Raw genomic sequence first — 19,766 nt, forward strand, 5'->3', positions numbered from 1 at the left:
AAGCATGAAATAAATTATTTACTCAACATCGTAAGTAAATAATCGCTGGACAGCGGAATTCTTATCTAATCATAAAAATGCCCTTACCAAAGGGCAAGGGGTTACGCTCTTCACAATCGAAAATCAAAGAAACTTCAACAAAGCTTCATTAATTTCAAGATTCTATTTCGGCTAATTCTAACCAACGTTCGGTAGCTATATCAATTGCTTTTTTGAGAGTTTCCACCTGATCGTAGAGTTTCTGCACTTGGCTATAATTACCTGGAGAAACTTTATTCATAGCTGTTTCTGCTTCGGCTTTTTCAGCTTCTAATTGAGAAATTTTAGCTTCTAATTGCTCAAATTCGCGCTTTTGCCAATTAGATAGTCGGCGGCGTTTTTTGGTTTCAGAATCTTTTGCTTGATTGGCTGCTTGAACTTCAGTATTTTTTGGTTTATCGTTATTTTTAATTGTTTCTTGTTGTGCTGCTTCCTCAGCTTTTTTATAGTCTAGATAAACGGAATAATTGCCAGGATATTGCCGAAGATTACCACCTTCCTCTAAGACAAAAATTGTGTCAACAGTGCGATCTAAAAAGTAGCGATCGTGAGAAACTGCTATTACACTCCCAGAAAAGTCTTCTAAGTAATCTTCTAAAACTGCGAGTGTCTGCACGTCTAAATCATTGGTAGGTTCGTCTAAAATTAAAACATTGGGCGCACTAATTAATATGCGTAGCAAAAATAAACGCCGTTTTTCCCCACCAGAAAGTTTATGAATTGGCGCATACTGTTGGTTTCCGGGGAATAAAAACCTCTCCAACATTTGAGAAGCAGTTATTTTCGTCCCATCGGCAATTTGGACAAATTCACCTTCTTCTTTAATGTAGTCAATCACGCGCTGATCTTCATTCAAAGCCGTGAGTAATTCTTCAGAATGTTGGTCAAAATAACCAATGTGAATTGTAGCGCCAATCTCTACGTTACCTGCATCCGGTTGTATTCGCCCAGTGATGATATTCATTAACGTAGACTTACCAGCACCATTACCGCCAATAATACCAATGCGGTCTTCTGGGCTAAATTCGTAAGTAAAATCTTTGATTAGAGTTCTGTCGTTATAAGCTTTAGAGATATTCTTCAAGTCAATTACCTTTTTACCAATGCGGCGGCTGACTGTCGAAATATCTACTTTGCCTAAACTCTGTTTAAACTCAGTTTCGCGCATGGCGTGGACACGCTGAATTCTGGCTTTTTGTTTTGTACTTCTGGCTTTGGGGCCACGCTTTAACCATTCCAATTCTCGGCGTAAGACTCCTTGATGTTTGCGTTGGGTACTAGCGGCGGATTCTTCAGCTAAGGCTTTCTTTTCGAGGTAATATGAATAATTACCCGTATAAGTATAAATGTCACCTCTGTCAATTTCGATGATGCGATTGGTGACTTTATCTAAAAAGTAGCGATCGTGAGTAATTAATAGCAATGCACCACGAAAGCGATTTAAATAACTTTGCAACCACTCTACAGACAGCGCGTCAAGATGGTTTGTCGGCTCATCCATGAGCAAAACATCTGGTTCTGATAGCAGTGCTGTTGCTAAAGCAATGCGCTTGCGGTATCCTCCAGATAATGTTGCTATGGGTGCATCAAAATCGGCGATTCCTAATTTTGTGAGAATGATTTTAGCATTGGTTTCGAGTTCCCATGCGCCTGTTGCGTCCATCTGTTGCATAACTGTAGATAGACGAGACATTAATTGAGTATTTTCGGGATAATGGGCGAGTTTATCTGATAATTCTTCATATTCACGCACAAGTTTCATTTGTTCGCCACTGTCAGCAAAAACTTGTTCTAAAACTGTGCAATTTTCATCTAAATCTGGTTGCTGAGGTAAGTAGATTATTTTTGCACCAGAGCTAGTGATAATTTGTCCACTATCAACCGGCTCTAGTCCGGCGATCATCTTTAATAAAGTTGATTTGCCAGAACCATTAGTACCAATTAACCCAACTTTATCATTAGTATCAACGCTAAAATTAGCGTTATTTAATATTTCTTTGATGCCAAAATCTTTTTTAATAGATTGGAGTGTAATAATACTCATAATAATTAATTATTTGCTCTTTGCGATCGCCATCTGGTAGGCAAGATTCTTATCTTACCTACATTCTCCCAATTTTAGGCAAATAAATCGAGGGGTAGATGTCCATACATTTCGTTGATTCCTCTTTCATCATAAGATTGGCAAGATACTAATACACCGCGATGATGCCCTGCGTAGGAATCAAGATAGCACAGACCATTTTTGCCGTTTAATTTAATATAAACTGGGCCATCAGTTGTGGGTAAATCAGTTGGGACTTCATAACCCAAAGCCCGCGAGTAAGTTTTCATTGCTAGTAGTGCTTCTTCGGCTGTGTCAGCACAAATGCCTAATATTTGATAGTCAGAAAGTTTGGTGATTAAGATTAAAGCCTGACGCACCAAGGCTTTTTCCGAAGCATCAAGGACTGGTGCAATATCTAAGCAGTTGAATTTGTTGAGGAATTTTCTAGCTTCAGCGACGGTAAGCGGGAGTTGATTTGAGTTTGGCATAGATTTAATCATGTTTTTTGAGGATTTGCCTTTGTGTGTGAGGTAACAATAGCTAATGAGTTTTGGATTTTAGATTTTGGATGATTCCTAACTGTAAGAAGAAACAACTTGGATAGATAGGTTTCCTGGCATGACCCAAAGAAACTAAAATCTAAAATTGGCACATTCAAATTTACTTGATTATATTGACGTGAATTATTGTTGGCTAGGAAGATTCCCCAGGTTGAAAATAAAGGGTACACTACTTTGTGATTTATCACCCATAATCAAAACTTTAGGCATTTGAGCGCCACCTGTTTTCCATGCTTCAATTGCTTCTTTTTGTAAAACTAATTGCCCACCTTGGGCTTTGAGAGTTTCGGCTAAAAGCCTTTGTGCTTCAGCTTTACCTTTAGCACGATTAATTTCTGCCTGGGCTTCTTGTTCAGCTTCTCGTGCTACATAAACTGCTCTTTGGGCGCGTTGTTCGGCAATTTGTTTTTCTTCAACTGCTCTGGCAAATTCAGGTGAAAAAGTTAAATCAACCACACTAGTATCTAACACAATTATTCCGTATTTGTCTAAGCGATCGCCTAAAGCATTATCAAAGTCTTCTTTGAGTTCACTGCGTTTGGTAATTGCCTCTTCTACTGTTCTTCTAGCAGCTGCTATTTTAAATGCTTCTTGGGTTTGAGGCGCGATAATTTTTGATACTATATTTTCTAAAGTTCCTTGTTTTCTTCTCACCTGAACTACTTGTGAGGCATCGAGACGAAAGTTAATTGCAAATCTCGCCGATAAATTTTGCAGATCCTTTGTCGAACTTTCTGCTGGCACTTCAAATTTTTGCACTGTTAAATCATACACATCTATTACGGAAATAAAGGGCGGTTTCAAGTGAATACCCTCCAATAAAGCACCATCTCTAGCTTTACCTAAAATGCTAATCACCGCTGCTTGCCCTGGATTGATAATAATAAAGGCATTTAGTCCGACAATCACCAGTAGTCCTAACAAAATTCCTAAAACTGTAGTTTGCCAATTTCCCAATTGTTGACTTCTCAAGGTTGTATCTCCTTTTAGCTTTGCCGGCAACTCCTGTATTATGGTGACACGTCAAGCAATTTTAAATTTTGGATTTTAAATTTTGAATTAGCTTCATAAATAAATTTAGGGGCTGGGGATTTTCGATTGATACCACAAGTAGCTCTGGGGGATTGTACCATCAATAGATTATTGGTCATTTGCCTGCTGAGGCTGGCTCAAGTCTACAAAAGTCAGATACTTCCTCTCCGTGTTATCATCAAATGCACGCAATTATAAACAACTGTGGCTATAGCATTTAATTCTCGTCAGATATTAAACAAGCGTAGACATTCAGTGCATCCCCTCCACCGCCTGCTTGACTATGGACACCAGTATCGTCAACAAATTTGGTTAGCAACTGGTTGTTCTGTTCTCAACAAGCTTTTTGATTTAGCACCACCGGGATTAATTGGTGTGGCGGTGGATGTAGTAGTAAAGCAGCAGAATTCTATCATTGCTCAGTTGGGTGTAAAAGATGTCTTTGGACAATTTTTAATTCTTTCTCTACTCACTGCCATCATTTGGATACTAGAGTCGATTTTTGAGTACGCATACTCTAAACTGTGGCGCAATTTAGCGCAAAATATTCAGCATAACCTGCGACTGGATGCTTACAAACATCTGCAAGATTTGGAATTAGCTTATTTTGAAGAACGCAGTACTGGCGGTTTGATGTCCATCCTCAGTGATGATATCAACCAACTAGAGCGTTTTTTAGATGTGGGAGCAAATGACATTATCCAAGTTGCCACTACAGTAATAATTATAGGTGGTGCTTTCTTTATATTGGCTCCTAGTGTAGCGTGGATGGCGATGTCGCCTATGCCCTTTATTCTCTGGGGTTCCTTTGCTTTTCAGCGGCTGCTTGCTCCTCGTTATGCTGATGTCAGAGAAAAGGTAGGTTATTTAAATGGGCGACTGGTAAACAATTTAAGCGGTATTACTACTATTAAAAGTTTCACTGCTGAAGATTATGAAAGTTACCGTTTAGCCCAAGATAGCGAAGCTTATAAAAAAAGTAACTCTAAAGCAATTAAACTCTCGGCTGCATTTGTGCCTTTAATTCGGATGCTGATTTTAGTTGGATTTACCGCATTACTATTATATGGTGGAATGGCTGCGGTTGCGGGAAAAATGACGGTCGGCACATACAGTGTTTTGGTGTTTTTAATCCAACGGTTATTATGGCCTTTAACTAGATTAGGAGATACTTTTGACCAATACCAGCGGGCGATGGCTTCTACTAAACGAGTAATGAATTTATTGGATACACCAATTACAATTCATCCAGGAAATGTAGCCTTACCTGTGGATAAAGTACGCGGTGAAGTGGAATTTAAAAATGTTACCTTTGCTTATAAAGATAGATTTGCGGTAATTACAAACTTATCTTTGCAAATTACCGCAGGCAAAACGATCGCTATTGTCGGTTCTACAGGTTCCGGTAAAAGTACCCTCGTCAAGCTGTTATTACGGTTTTATGAGGTGGAAACTGGCAAAATTACAGTAGATGGAATTGACATCCAAGACTTAAATTTACGTGATTTACGACGTTGTATAGGCTTAGTTAGCCAGGATGTATTTCTCTTTCACGGCACGGTAGCAGAAAATATTGCTTATGGGACTTTTGCCGCTACAGAAGAGGAAATCATGACGGCTGCAAAGGTGGCAGAAGCCCATGAATTTATTGAAAATCTGCCCCAAGGTTATGAGACAATTGTCGGGGAACGAGGACAAAAGTTATCTGGTGGACAACGCCAAAGAATTGCGATCGCTCGTGCAGTGTTAAAAAATCCCCCAATTTTGATTTTAGATGAGGCCACCTCCGCCGTAGATAATGAAACCGAAGCTGCTATTCAGCGATCGCTAGAAAAGATTACAGTAGATAGAACCACAATTGCGATCGCTCATCGTCTTTCCACTATCCGCAATGCCAATTGTATTTATGTCATGGAATACGGACAATTAGTAGAATCGGGAACCCATGAGGAATTGCTAGAGAAAAATGGAGTTTACGCTAGTTTATGGCGTGTGCAGTCGGGTTTGAGATAATTCTCACGCACAGACGCGGTAACAGGTTCCCGCAGGATAGATGTAGAGAAATTAAGAATTACGAATTAGGAAATACGAATTAATTATGATGTTTGGTAGTACCCAGCCGGAATCAGCAGATAGTAAGTGGCGTAGTCATTTAAATAAATTTGTTAAAGCAAATCAACCAGAATTGGCCGCGCTATCTTGGGCATTATGGTTAGAAAATGGCGATAGCCAGGGTACTATCGGCATTGATTTGCAGCCAACTCCGCACTTTGTTTATTGTCCACAAGAGGCGATAGAGAAATTAAATGATAACGTTGAAAATCGCCTGCAAGAAATTCTGGGAATCATTAAACATCATCAACCAGAAGTAGAAGTGCTGATGATTGGAATTGGGAAAGGGGAAGTTAAGTTAATTCAGTTTGCACCAGAACCATCGCCACCTGATTGTTTTGCCCAAGTTGGTAAAGATGTAGATGAGTTGTTGGATTTACTAGAGCAACGCATGAATGAAAATTTATTCAGTTAATTTAAATATCTATTAACAGAGCTAGATTTAGGTAATTTCACTGCTTATTTCTCTAATATCTAATATGTTAAATTGTTGGGATTCAAATTGACAATTAACGCAACCACATAAATTTTGTTAGTTGGAAAAGAGAACGTAATAAATAAGTGAGTCTAGGGGCGTGAAATTTTCTGCCCTAGCAAACACTTATTCATGACAGTTAATTTATGAATTGATTATCACTTACGGCAAAAACACTCAAACACTGATTTCTCTGTGTCACCCTTGCCGTAAGTCATTTTGATATTAGATGTATTTAATTTCAGACTTGTTTAACCATGTCTATTGATTTTACTGTAGCTATTCCTACTTACAATGGCGAGAGACGTTTACATCAAGTATTAGAGAGATTACAAAATCAGGTTGGTATTGAAAATCTTACTTGGGAAATTATTATTGTTGATAATAATAGTAACGATGGTACAGCAAAACTGATTTATAGCTATCAACAAAACTGGCAACAACCATTCTCTTTAAGATATACCTTTGAAGCAAAACAAGGAGCAGCTTTTGCGAGAAATAGAGCAATTATTGAAGCCAAAAGTGAACTTGTGGGTTTTTTAGATGATGATAATTTGCCAGCCTCTAACTGGATTATAAAAGCTTATCAATTTGCTCAAACGCATCACCATGCTGGAGCTTACGCTAGTCAAATTCATGGCTGTTTTGAAGTAAAACCACCAGAATATCTTAAACCAATATTATTTTATTTAGCAATTACCGAAAGAGGTGAAACACCTCATCAGTATTATCCTCATCGCCAAGGCTTCCCTCCCACCGCTGGCTTAGTAGTTAGAAGAAATGCGTGGAAAGATAATGTTCCTCAACAACTTTTCTTAGTCGGAAGAATTGGTTCATCTATGTTAGGTGGTGAAGATGCTGAAGCCTTATTTTATATTCAAAAAGCAGGTTGGGAAATTTGGTATAACCCTGCAATGGAAGTAGAACATATCATTCCTGCTTGGCGCTTAGAGAAAACCTACCTTTTGTCGTTGATGCGGGGAATTGGTTTAACTCGATATTACTTAAGAATGTTACTACTTCAAACTTGGCAAAGACCTTTTGCTTTTTTTGTATATTTGTTGAACGATATCCGCAAACTAGTATTGCATTTCATTCGTTATCGACAAGCAATGTCTACTGATATTGTCGCAGCCTGCGAAATGGCAAGACTTATCAGTACTCTAATTAGTCCTATTTATATCTGGAGACTAAAAATGCAAAAAGCTATTTTAAGTATTAAAAACCAGTAGTCAATATATCTAAATTACTAGCTCATATTATGCCACTAGTATCAGTCATAATTCCTGCTTATAATGCAGAAAAAACTATTCAAAAAACTGTCGCCTCTGTTTTAGAACAAAGTTTATCAGATTTTGAATTAATTATAATTAACTCCTCTTCTTCTGACTCAACATTAAATAAAATTTCTCAGATTCAAGATTCCAGAATAAAATTATTCACTTATCCCCAAGCAAATGCGTCTGTTAACCGCAATCGTGGCTTGCTACATACTACCACTGAATTTGTTAGTTTCTTAGACGCTGATGATTTGTGGAAACCAGATAAACTTGAGGCACAATATCAGGCATTACAAGAAAATACAGAAGCTGTAGTGGCTTATAGTTTTACAGATGCAATTGATGAAAATGGTAATTTTTTACGGAAATGCAGCCACGCCACTTGGACAGGTAATGTCTATCCACAACTATTACTAGATGATTTTATTGGTAGCGGTTCTAATGTGATGGTGCGTAGACAGGTTTTTAGAGAAGTAGGTGAGTTTGATGAATTACTAACTAATGCAGAAGACACCGATATGTGGCTAAGATTAGCTGCTGATTATAATTTTGTTCCTATTAAAAAAGTTCAAATTCTTTATCGAGTATCTACTAATTCTAAGTCTTCCAACATTTTAGGATCGGAAGCATCTAATTTACGAATTATTAACAAGGTATTTAATAATGTACCTCCTACATTAAAAAATTTAAAGTCCTATAGAGTTGCTAATCTCTATAAATATCTTAGCTACAAAGCACTTACAGTAGAGCCAGGGCAACAGAAAACTTTTCATACTGCTCGTTTTTTATGGATGACAATCATAAATGATATAACTATTGTAAAAAAAATGATTATTTATAAAGCTATTATCAAACTAATAATTATGAGTATATTACCTAAGCAAACAGCTAAAATACTGCTTGAAAATTTCCCAAAATTATCTGACATGAGTACTTTTTTTGGGTATATTAAAACAGAATTTTAGTGAAAATATTGTCTAAATTTTAAAGTTATAAAAAACCTTATGAAAATCGCTTACGTCACTGTAAATGATATTTACAATCAAAATTCATGGTCAAAAGATGTTCAAGGAGTTTGTGCAGCAGGCTATCATATATCAAAACATTTAATAGATGAATCTGTTGAAATAGACTATTTAGGCCCACTCAGTAAAAATTTTACAGCTTTCACTAAATTAAAATGGACTTTTTATCACTACATATCTAAAAAAGATTACTATCGTTGGGCAGAACCACTAATAGCTAAAGATTATGCTCATCAAGTTCAGAGAAAATTAAAAAATCTCAATTCACATATAGTACTATGTCCAGAAAATATAGTACCAATTGCTTATCTAGACTGTAAGCAACCGATTGTAATCTGGACTGATGCAACTCTCAGTTCTTTGATAAACTTTTATCGTCACATGGATAACTTGTGTCAAGAAAATATTCGTAACATTCATTTAATGGAAGCAGAAGCTTTAAATCGGTGTAAATTAATTATCTATACATCTGATTGGGCAGCTAAACAAGCTATGAAGACTTATAATATTGCTGCAAATAAAATTAAAGTAGTTCCTTATGGAGCTAATTTAGTATGTAATCGAACCCTTGAAGACATACACAATATCATTAAATCTAAACCTCAGAGACCATGCAAATTATTATTTATGGGTGTTGACTGGATCAGAAAAGGCGGTAACTTAGCTTTTGAAATTACAAAACAGTTAAACGATATGGGTTTAAACACTGAATTAACAATAGTCGGATGCAAACCCAAGATTAATGAACCTCTACCACAATTTGTCAAATATATAGAATTTATCGATAAATCTAAAAAAACTGGATTGGAAAAAATAAATCAATTATTTGCAGAAGCTCATTTTTTAATTTTGCCAACCATAGCAGACTGTACTCCTCACGTTGTGGCTGAGGCTAACTCCTTTGGAGTACCTGCTATATCTACAAATGTAGGTGGACTAGCAACTTTAATACATGATGATCTTAATGGAAAAATATTTCCATTAGATGGCAGTATTTCTGCATACTGCAATTATATAATCACAATGATGTCCAATCATGATGATTATGATCAATTAGCATTTTCATCTTTTAATGAATATCAAAATAGATTAAATTGGAATGTAGCAGTACAAAAAACCAAAAAGTTAATCAACAATTTCATTGTTTAGCTTCATATTTCCTAATTATTTCTCTCTAAAAAAAGCTCTTCTAGAATTCCAGAATTTTTGGAAAGTTTATGATTTATTTGAAAACCCATTTCGGCTAATTTAGATTTAACAAAAATAGCTTTATCTTGTCCAATTGCCTTTGGATGAATTTCAATTACCAGTTTTTTGACATTATAGAAATCAGCATATTTCAGCAAGTCATATTCTCCACCTTCAATATCAATAATTAAAAAGCTAGGGTTAATTTTTCTAATTTCTTGATTAAATGACTTAACTGCAACAGTGATTGGTTTAGCGCCTTCATTCCAAGGAATAATCGAAGAAGACCAGAAATTTTTGCCTACATAAAAAGTTTGCTCTCCATTTTCTTCACCTACAAGACAAATTTCTAAATTTGGTAAAACTTGATTTATTTGATAGGTTTCACGGATGGGAATTTCTAATCGAGGGTTAGCTTCATAAGTAAACACTCTTTCAGAACCAATACGTTTAGCACAATAGCTAGAAAGTAAACCTATGCCAGCACCTAACTCCATAACGATATCATTGGTGGAAAGTTTAGATTTAACTGCGCGTAATTCAGAACTTTCATATTCACCAATATACATAGCCTTCTTTACAGGTGGGGAAATATGCTCACCAATTTTGATTTTAATTCCTTCAATCTGAATTATCTTTGGTTGAATTAACAGCCGATATTCTTTGATAGCACGTTTATAAACCCGCTGTATGAATTGATTATTTATCTTTAGTTTTGACATCATCCTGTAAGTATAGTTCAATAATATAGTCTCAAAAATTACTTGCCATATCTTCAGTAAAAATATTGATTAGTTTTTCAATCTAGTAAAGTTGGGCTTTTATATCTTGAAAAATAACGATAAAAATTTTACTATCACAGCTGAAGGGGTGACAAAAAAGTTATAAAGCAGACTGGATAAGAGTCATAGCCCGTAGACCTTGTTGAAAATATGGCAGTTTACTGGGCTTGAGGCGCATCAATTCATGAGCTAAATCAGCCCAAAATTCCATTGCCCCTACCCATAACTGACCATACAAACCAATCCAAAAAGCACTATGTCGGCGGTGCAATCGTTGTAACTCCTTCAGACGACCAACATATTTTTGTAGTCCAGAGGAGCGAGAATTACGACCAACTAAAATAGCACAAGTATAGGCAATAGCAATTAATAAAATCAGTGCTATCAAACGTTGACCATCAGCATAAGTAGATTCGAGATTATACCCCCCAGTTTTACAATCTTTAAACATGGCTTCGATACCACTCCGCAACTTAAATGCTTTAATGGCATCTTTGAGACTATCAAGGTTAGTTAATAAAAACCAGCCAGCAGGCTCAACAACTCCACGATATTTGCGCTTGTAATATCCGGCGAGATTAAAATTGGCAAACCCTTTCTGTTTAGTTGCTTGAATCCCTGTCAAAAAAAACGAGATGCCAGGAGTTAATCCCAAAGATTGTAAGCGTTGGTGTGATTGGTTTTCTTGCCGAATATAAGTACCTTGTTTCTGACGCAATACAAAGTCAATGCCCTTGCTATGTAACCAATTTGCTAGTTTTATACTGTGGAATTCTCTATCTCCCAGTACCAGCATTTGATATCCCTTAAATAACTGCAATAGTGGACGAATTAATTTTTTCTGCTCTCCCAAATTGCTACATCCTTTTTTAGGTAACAATAGCCAGTACACAGGTATTGCTCTTTTTTGTTCTATTAAACTAATTACAAATACATTTTGTGAACGCCATTGTGTTCTATCAATCGCAAATATTAGCCGTTTCTCTCCTCTTTTCAGACTATTTTTCACCCATCGTTTGAGCAGGGGAAACCACAGATATGGAATCGACAACTGAGGTAGTAGTAAAAATCTTTGTATACTCCGCCTCCGACTTTCAAATTTTATCGGTTGTGGAAATACTGTTGCTAGTTTCTCAATTGTCACAGTTTTATGAAATTGCAATAGCATTAGTAAGATTTCTAGCATCTTGTACTGTGCGGGTGTCAGTACATTTTGAAAGCAGTTTTGGTAGAATTTAGGTAACATTATCATTTGATAGGTCTTGTTGAGAATACCTGACCTATCTTTTTTACCCCAAAACGGTCACGCTCCTCTATTTTCTTGGCTTCAGCCGCTTTGTCACCCCTTCAGCTATCACAGGCTAGACTCAACATAAAATTTAGATATTTCTCCTGATGAAATTAAGTCAAAATTACTTCAGTAGGGAAATCCGAACAGCTATTGGGGGAAAATCAGGCTGTAAAACAGAGCAATAACACTCACTCTACCTTTAAGATCCTCAATGAGAATCTTTTATCTAACCATAAGTTATGCTAGAGCAAGGCACTATCAGTATTCATACTGAGAACATTTTCCCAATTATCAAAAAGTCTCTCTACTCAGACCATCAAATCTTCCTGCGGGAATTAGTCTCTAATGCTGTAGACGCTATTCAAAAGCTAAAAATGGTATCCCGCGCTGGAGAATATAATGGTGATGTAGGCGAACCAGAAATTCAACTGGCCATTGATAAAGATAAAAAGACTCTTTCCATTACCGATAACGGTATAGGGATGACAGCGGAGGAAGTAAAAAAATATATTAACCAGGTTGCTTTTTCCAGCGCGGAAGAATTTATCCACAAGTATCAAGGAAAAGCAGACCAACCAATTATTGGTCATTTTGGATTGGGTTTCTACTCTTCCTTTATGGTGGCGCAAAAAGTAGAAATTGATACCCTATCCTATAAAGAAGGTTCACAAGCAATTCACTGGACTTGTGATGGTTCGCCAGAATTTATCCTAGATGAGTCTTCCCGCACTACTCGCGGTACAACTATCACACTCACCCTGATGACAGATGAGGAGGAGTATTTAGAGTCTGCACGAATCCAAAATCTTGTCAAAACCTACTGTGATTTTATGCCAGTACCCATCAAGCTTGATGGTGAAGTATTAAACAGACAAAAAGCTCCTTGGCGAGAGTCTCCCAGTAGTTTAACCAAAGAAGATTATTTAGAGTTTTATCGCTATCTCTATCCTTTCCAAGAAGAACCGTTACTGTGGGTGCATCTGAATACAGATTATCCCTTTATTATCAACGGAATTCTGTATTTCCCCAAAATGCGCCCAGATGTGGATGTAACTAAAGGGCAAATCAAATTATTCTGCAATCAAGTGTTCGTGAGCGACAACTGTGAAGAAATTATGCCGCAGTTCCTAATGCCGATGCGCGGTGTAATTGATAGTAGCGATATTCCTTTGAACGTTTCGCGCAGCGCTTTACAAGGCGATCGCACCGTCCGCAAAATCGGCGATTATATAGCTAAGAAAGTAGGCGATCGCCTTAAAGAGCTTTACCGAGATGACCGTGAGCAGTACATTAATGCTTGGAAGGATCTCGGCACTTTCGTCAAATTTGGCGCTCTCAACGACGAAAAGTTCAAAAAACAAGTCGAAGACATTATTGTCTTCCGCACCACTGCCAACTTTGCCCAAAAAGCGGCTGAAACTCCCGCAGTTGAAGTACAATCCTCAGAAGGTGATGCTTGGCAAGATGTCACTCCAGCAACATTTAGTAGCGCTCCCTACACAACTATCAAAGAATATTTAGAACGCAATAAAGAACGCCACGAAAACCGCGTTTTCTACAGTACAGATGAATCCAGCCAAGCCACATACATAGAATTACACAAAAATCAAGGCTTGGAAGTTGTGTTTATGGACTCCTTCATTGACACCCACTTCATCAACTTCTTAGAACGAGAATATAACGATGTCAAATTTACCCGCGTAGACTCTGACTTAGATAATACCCTCTTAGATCAAGACAAATCAGGCGAAATTGTTGACCCCAAAACCAACAAAACTAAGAGCGAAGTTATTAAAGAGCTATTTGAAAAAGCTCTTAACAAACCCAAAGTTAACATTCGCACCGAAGTCTTAAAATCCGATGACCCCCAAGGGACACCCCCAGCAATGGTGCTGTTACCAGAAATTCTCCGCCGCCTGCGAGAAATGAATGCCATGATGCAGCAGCAAAATGCAGAATTTCCTGAAGACCACATTTTGCTAGTAAATACTGCCCATCCCCTAATTCAAAATCTGGCAAATCTCAACCAAGGTAGTATTATTCAAGACGGAGCAGAATCACCCACCGGCCAGCTAGTGAACTTGATTTGTCAACATGTTTATGATTTGGCGCTGATGTCTCAAAAAGGATTTGACGCGGAAGGAATGAAATCTTTCGTTGAGCGCTCAAATGACGTACTCACCAAGCTGACAGAACAAGCCAGTAAGTAGTGCTAAACAATCCGTTCAGGACTCACGCATGAAAACGAAAAATCATTGGTTTGGATAAAGGTTAGAGGTTTTTAAAATCGCTATATCCCAAAACAAGTTGTATTGTTACGTAAGTCCTGCTCTTAACTATCGCTGTTCTGTTTGCGAAGCCCTAAAATAGAAAGGTTGTATTTCAGTCAAATCCTATGTCTCGTCGCTGCGAACTAACTGGTAAGAAGGCAAATAACGCTTTTGCAATTTCTCACTCTCATCGCCGTACAAAACGTCTTCAACAGGCCAACCTCCAAAATAAGCGCGTTTGGTGGCAAGGTGGAAATCGCTGGGTAAAACTTAAGCTATCTACCAAAGCCATCAAAACCTTGGAAATCAAAGGTTTAGAAGCAATGGCTAAAGAAGCAGGTATTAACCTGAACCATTACTAAACCATCCAGCAAAGTGAATTCAACGAGATGGTATTTATGTACAAGATGTGCATAAATACCTAATTTTGGATTAATCATCCTCATCTTTTGAAATAGTCAAAATGAGGCAGTGAGATTCATTAAACTTTTCTTCAAGCAAAGTACCAACAGCTAATGAATTCGGAATATTGACGCTATGAACCTCCCTAAAATAGGGAGGTTTTTAATTAATTCATGTTTTTTATATTCAATTGATATTTTTTATTCTAAAGTTGGGTAGCCTAAGCTTATCTTCCCAAATACATCTTCATAAAGTTGTATTCCATTGGAATACATATCTTTAAAGTTAATATGAAGTCTCAGTGTTTTATCCCATATCAGCAGCAAATTCATTTAATTGAAAAAATCAGTAGTTTCCGGAAAATCTAAAAAGTTTAGTAATGATATAACTTAAACATCATTGTCTGGTGTTTTACTGTGTTGAAGAACTAGTTCAATAGCATCAAGAAAAATTAGCATCAATAGAAAACTTGAGCCTGGAGAATTATTCAACAGGTAAGCTTTACAATTGCCAAAAATAAATTAGCATCAAATCACTTGACAGGAAAGCAGTTATGTCTTTAAAACGCCAGCTAGTCAAGATAATCAAAATCATCTCCAAAAAAATTAGTAAGTACTCTTTATTTGCAATTAAAAGGCAAGTTAATTGGCTGCTACGAACTTTATTTCTCAGCAAGAGAAGAAGAGATTCTGTAAATGCTGGTTTTGTATTGCCAACAGTGGCTATGGTTGCACTGGTGGTTGTTTTATTGACTACCGCCATTTTATTTCGTTCATTTGAACGTTCTAAAAATGCCACTAACGTGCGAGTCAATGAGGCTGTTCTTAACGCTTCTATGCCAGCAGTTGACCGCGCAACATCAAAATTAGAACAGTTATTAAATGACCCTTCACTACCACGCTCAACTCCTACAGATGTAGCATTATATGATGTTATTAAAAGTAATAGTAGATATGACTTTGGTGATGAAACTCGTTTGAAATTGGCTACGGAGTTGAATGGAACAACAGGTATTCAAACCAGTTCAACTCTGGAAAATAACGAAACTTTAACTACTGCCTGGAAATTTCCTATTGATACAGACAATAATGGAAAATTTGATAGCTTTACTATTTATTCTATTTATTTTCGTAGCCCGCCACGTAATACAAGCAACTTATTTAATAGAGCCAGAAAAGCCTTAGATGCTAGAACGCCACCTATGGATAAAAGCCAGGTAGGTGGAGCCTGTGCAGATGCTATTGGTACAAGTGCCAGCTTAGTGGGTGATGCTAGTTGGTACAAATCAGGAGGAAATTTAGCTAAAAGCTTTTTTGTTTACACGGTTAATGTGCCTATTGATAGTCTGGGCAGCCTTGACGCAACAAAATATGAAAAGGGAAATCGTGGCTTCTCGGCATTAGAGTATCAACAAGACCGAGAGCGTATTCCTGTTAATAATAAAGCAGTCTGGTTTGAGAATGACCTAGAAATTTCTCCTGGTTCTGATTTACTTTTGAATGGTTCCGTTCACACCAACGGTAATTTATTAGCTGGGGGACAATTCAGTGGTGTAGATATTGCTTTCCGTCAAGTCAGTAGTAAAAACTCCTGTTACTATGAACCTGACAATGCCAAAATTACAATTGGTGGAAATTTAGGAACAGGAAACGTTTCACAAACCACTAATAAAGAACCAATAAGTGTTCATTTATTTCGGGGTTATAAAACAAACCCTTGGACTGGAGATCAGTCTAGTCCAGCAGTCAAAATCAAAATTGCTGGTAGTACTAACCATAAATCAACAACAGAGAATGGTGGACAAAGGTTAGGACATAATGATGCGGCTTATAACCAGCGCATCACTTTAATGAAAGAAACTGCTCTTGGTCTTTGTACAACTTGTGCAGCACAAACCACAGTGGCAGCTTTAAAAACAGCGGTTCAAGGTGTTGCTCGGTATCCCCAGGAAGTTAAAACTAATGTTGTCACTAGAATTGATCAAAGTACTGGTTTAGATGTGGCCAGTGCTAAAGGCATTTTGGGTGATGAAATCGAGTTGTACTTGAGAAACCGTACTCGCCGTGTTCCTTTTGCAGAAGTTAGCAGTGCCATACCAAGTTCTACACAAGCACTTGGTACTTATACAGCCAGTAACGTTTTTCCTGGTACTACAGAAATTGAAGTACCTGCGGCTTGGAGAGAAATAACTACTGCTAATACAGGGTTAACTCTCAGCCTTGATAAATTACCAGCCACGGAACCAGAACAACAAAAAGACGAGGGTAAAGAAAACTATTCAGGCGATCGCGTCTTTATTGGCAATAACCTGCCAGCATACTGGAAAAATAGTAGTGGTCAATATGTTACAGGTCAAGCTCGTCAGCCTGTAGATGGCGGTACAACTAAGTGGGATAACCCCAACACTATAGCCCGTACTCGTGCTTCGCAAGTACAACCGCAGCTGAATTTGGGTGTAACAGACCGTAATGACTTCTGGGAACAAAAAGCTGTTGAAGATAACTCAGCCAATCCTTTATCTAATGTTGGTGGTTTGCGAGTTATTACAGGCGCAGGTATTTATGTTGATGATGATGGTGTTGTTGCTTCTGGTACAGGTTCTTTTACCCGTAGCACCAACTCATTTTTGTCAAATCCCACGCTAGATGCAAATTTTGTTGGTAGTGGTGGAGGTAAAATGCCTACTCCTGCGGGGTTTAAAGATGCAGGAGTAGCACAGACTAATATATTAGTCTGGCCTGATACTATGCCCATGACAGGAGCGCCAGGAGAAACCAGAAAAGGCGACTTACTCATGAGGGCCACGGCAGTTTACCACTTTAAAGACAATGCTGGTACTGCCCAAACTCCGATAGCTTGTGTGAGTAGCTACTTTGATCCAACAAATAATATTACTGCTCAAAACCTATCAACTTTAACTGCAACCTGGAAATATCCTTCGCCTGCGGATCAAACTACAACTGCTGGTAAGTCTAATAACGGTATTGTTTATGCTTTTCCTGGCAGAACTATTAGTAGTGCCAATCTAACAATACTCAAACGACAAGCAAGATTAGTTTTTCCTAATGGACGCATTGCCAACGAACCTTTGCGAAAGGCAATGGAAAAATATACAAGTAATAGTAATGCCTTTACTAATTTCACAATGGAAGATTATTCCGCTGTTGATACTGCTTTGTGTGCGCTTTCCATTCGCAGTGGTGCAACACCAGCCACAGGTGCTAACCTCAAAGTCCCTCATGGCGCAATTAGAGAAGCAGCTTTTTTAGATGCCAGAGAAGTGAAGGCTCTACAAAATCGCACTGACTATCAAACTGGTACCCAAGGCGAATACAATTTAGATTTAGAACAACGTCAACCATTAGAGGTTCGTGTTACTGAAATTAACTTAGGTCGGCTGGCAAATACAACCATTGCTACAACTGAGTATTTATTGCCCAAGAGTGGCATTATTTACGCTACTCGTGATGACTCTCTCCCTGATTTAAGTTACAAAACCATTGACTCAACTGCTTCAGTAGATAAAGCACTTTTATTTAGTCAAACTGACTTCAAGCTCGATCCCACCCGTCGTCCCAATGGTATTCGACTCTTTAATGGCAGCAACTTAGCACGAAACGGAACCAATAGCACAACTTACGATCCTTCAGAAAAGGGCTTAATTTTAGTCAGTAATACACCAGTTTACGTTAAAGGTAATTTCAACCTGCATCAAAAGCCTGATTTGACTGCGGTTGAAGAGTTTTCTGACTATAGCGAAACCAACTCTAGCCAATTCTACAACCGAGCAACATTCAATACCCATTTTGCTTGCCGCCCAGGAAGAGGTGCATGTCCTAATAGTGCTGGTGATGGTGATGTGTGGCGACCATCAACTATCTTGGCTGATTCTCTTACTCTGTTATCTGGAGATTTCCTCGATGGTTTCCGCAATCACGGTGATTACGACATCAGAGATAATGCCAGCAGTGTCCCAGATACACAGTTAGTTAACAATTTTGTGACTAGCGCTAACTGGGCAAGTTCTACCGGATATCCAAGCAGTAGTTTTAAAACTTCTTACCTTGCCAACGGTGTCACACCAGTTCAGCGCCGCACAGACTTTAACGAGTATCTCATGGAGGTTTGTGTCAAAGTACCAGCAACAACCTGCGGAGATGGAGACTGGTATATTAAACCTGGTACTACTGGTGCATTAAAAGTATCAGATATAGCTTTTAATACTGCTCTCGACATTACAAACACACATCAGGCTGGTACAACTGCCCAACCCGCTGCTTCACAATACCAAAGCTACGCTCGTAGAGTCGCTTTCGTCAGAAACAGCAGTAATCAGCTACTAGATGATGCTGGTGCTGTAATTACTGATGCCACAGCAGCTAGTACAAAACTACCAGTACCAATAGGCATTGATAGTAGTGGAAAAGTCCAAAAGTACCCCTACAGTACTTTTAACACTAGTAAACCGCGCTCAGTCACTAATAAATCAGCCTTATGGTTTAAAACAACCCGCATTGTTACTCCTTTTGTTCCTACAGGTAATGATTCTTATGCAGTCAATCAACCACTATTTTTAAGATCACGGCCATTTGGGACTCAACAACCTCCTCTTGTACCAGTGCTACAACTTTACAGTCCATTAGGTGTCCCCAGTAATAACCTTGATCAGGGATTCAAAACACCTGGTCTCCAAGAAGAATGGGTACAGAAAGTCAACAGTAACAATACTTTCAATTCTAGTTTTGTCTCTGGTAATAGCCCTAGCCGCCCAGAAGAAGAATCCGCAGGTTTACAGAATTTTGTTCGCTTTCTGGAGTATTGGGGTGAGGGTAGTAATCAGTTTGCAGCCAAGATTAGGGGTAGTTTTATTCAATTTAAACGCAGCAGTTATGCTACTGCACCTTTTGCCAGTATCACAGCAGCTGACGCAGCAGCGAGTGGTAGTGCAACTAATAACCGCAGTTTCTTTGATTTCCCCTACATGGTTTATTGGACTAACAAAGGAACTCCAGAAGGTACCACAGCGTACTACACACCACCAACTAGAGACTGGGGTTTTGATGTAGCGTTGTTATCTCAATTGCCAGACTTATTTGCTCAAAGATTTACCGTGCCACAAGCAGGGCCACCAGCAGAATATTTCCGCGAAGTTGGTAGGGATGATGACTGGGTAAAAACTTTGCTGTGTGCGGCTCAAGGTTCAAGTTATGCAGTTCCAGCTAGTTATCGTCCTTCTTGTCCAAGTACTCCTTATCCTTAAAAA

13 protein-coding genes are annotated in these 19,766 nt (G+C 38.1%); 8 read left to right on the forward strand and 5 right to left on the reverse strand.

The window, feature by feature from the left end; translation table 11 throughout:
* Positions 1 to 154: 154 nt before the first annotated feature.
* The 3 genes from NOS7107_RS00210 to NOS7107_RS00220 form a co-directional block, all read right to left on the reverse strand.
* Positions 155 to 2,083, reverse strand: a complete 1,929-nt coding sequence (locus NOS7107_RS00210; RefSeq protein ID WP_015110975.1) for an ABC-F family ATP-binding cassette domain-containing protein — start codon at positions 2,081 to 2,083, stop codon at positions 155 to 157.
* 74 nt (positions 2,084 to 2,157) lie between these two features.
* Positions 2,158 to 2,574 carry a DUF1824 family protein gene (locus tag NOS7107_RS00215; RefSeq protein ID WP_044500399.1) on the reverse strand — a complete coding sequence of 139 codons (417 nt, stop codon included), beginning with the start codon at positions 2,572 to 2,574 and terminating at the stop codon, positions 2,158 to 2,160.
* Positions 2,575 to 2,769: 195 nt separating this feature from the next.
* Positions 2,770 to 3,618 (reverse strand): prohibitin family protein, encoded by an 849-nt coding sequence (locus NOS7107_RS00220; RefSeq protein WP_015110977.1) that lies wholly within the window; start codon positions 3,616 to 3,618, stop codon positions 2,770 to 2,772.
* A 264-nt stretch (positions 3,619 to 3,882) separates the two neighbouring features.
* Between NOS7107_RS00220 and NOS7107_RS00225 the strand changes: the two genes are divergently transcribed.
* The 5 genes from NOS7107_RS00225 (at position 3,883) to NOS7107_RS00245 (ending at position 9,719) form a co-directional block, all read left to right on the forward strand.
* Complete coding sequence (locus tag NOS7107_RS00225; protein WP_172641451.1) at positions 3,883 to 5,691, forward strand: ABC transporter ATP-binding protein; 1,809 nt, start codon at positions 3,883 to 3,885, stop codon at positions 5,689 to 5,691.
* A gap of 85 nt (positions 5,692 to 5,776) precedes the next feature.
* Positions 5,777 to 6,205: a hypothetical protein gene (locus NOS7107_RS00230; protein ID WP_015110979.1), complete on the forward strand. Its 429-nt coding sequence runs from the start codon at positions 5,777 to 5,779 to the stop codon at positions 6,203 to 6,205.
* Positions 6,206 to 6,522: 317 nt separating this feature from the next.
* A complete protein-coding gene (gene hpsE / locus NOS7107_RS00235; protein WP_015110980.1) occupies positions 6,523 to 7,497 on the forward strand; it encodes a hormogonium polysaccharide biosynthesis glycosyltransferase HpsE in 975 nt (324 codons plus the stop codon).
* Positions 7,498 to 7,526: 29 nt separating this feature from the next.
* A complete protein-coding gene (locus NOS7107_RS00240) occupies positions 7,527 to 8,510 on the forward strand; it encodes a glycosyltransferase (protein ID WP_015110981.1) in 984 nt (327 codons plus the stop codon).
* 39 nt (positions 8,511 to 8,549) lie between these two features.
* Positions 8,550 to 9,719: a glycosyltransferase family 4 protein gene (locus NOS7107_RS00245; RefSeq protein WP_015110982.1), complete on the forward strand. Its 1,170-nt coding sequence runs from the start codon at positions 8,550 to 8,552 to the stop codon at positions 9,717 to 9,719.
* Between the two features lie 11 nt (positions 9,720 to 9,730).
* On the opposite strand, the gene NOS7107_RS00250 is transcribed toward NOS7107_RS00245, so the two are convergent.
* Positions 9,731 to 10,483 (reverse strand): FkbM family methyltransferase, encoded by a 753-nt coding sequence (locus tag NOS7107_RS00250; protein WP_157373917.1) that lies wholly within the window; start codon positions 10,481 to 10,483, stop codon positions 9,731 to 9,733.
* Between the two features lie 157 nt (positions 10,484 to 10,640).
* Entirely contained in the window at positions 10,641 to 11,786 is a 1,146-nt protein-coding gene (locus NOS7107_RS00255) for an IS4 family transposase (protein ID WP_015110984.1), read from the reverse strand.
* 284 nt (positions 11,787 to 12,070) lie between these two features.
* On the opposite strand from NOS7107_RS00255, the gene htpG reads away from it, so the two are divergent.
* From htpG to hpsA, 3 genes are all read left to right on the forward strand, one after another.
* On the forward strand, positions 12,071 to 14,041 hold the full coding sequence (gene htpG, locus NOS7107_RS00260; protein ID WP_015110985.1) for a molecular chaperone HtpG: 1,971 nt from the start codon (positions 12,071 to 12,073) through the stop codon (positions 14,039 to 14,041).
* Positions 14,042 to 14,226: 185 nt separating this feature from the next.
* The gene (rpmB, locus tag NOS7107_RS00265) at positions 14,227 to 14,463 is read left to right on the forward strand and encodes a 50S ribosomal protein L28 (protein WP_015110986.1); all 237 of its coding nucleotides are present in this window, start codon (positions 14,227 to 14,229) and stop codon (positions 14,461 to 14,463) included.
* A gap of 593 nt (positions 14,464 to 15,056) precedes the next feature.
* The gene (gene hpsA, locus NOS7107_RS00270) at positions 15,057 to 19,763 is read left to right on the forward strand and encodes a hormogonium polysaccharide biosynthesis protein HpsA (protein WP_015110987.1); all 4,707 of its coding nucleotides are present in this window, start codon (positions 15,057 to 15,059) and stop codon (positions 19,761 to 19,763) included.
* Positions 19,764 to 19,766: the final 3 nt, after the last annotated feature.

This window comes from Nostoc sp. PCC 7107, from assembly GCF_000316625.1.
GTDB lineage: Bacteria > Cyanobacteriota > Cyanobacteriia > Cyanobacteriales > Nostocaceae > Nostoc_B.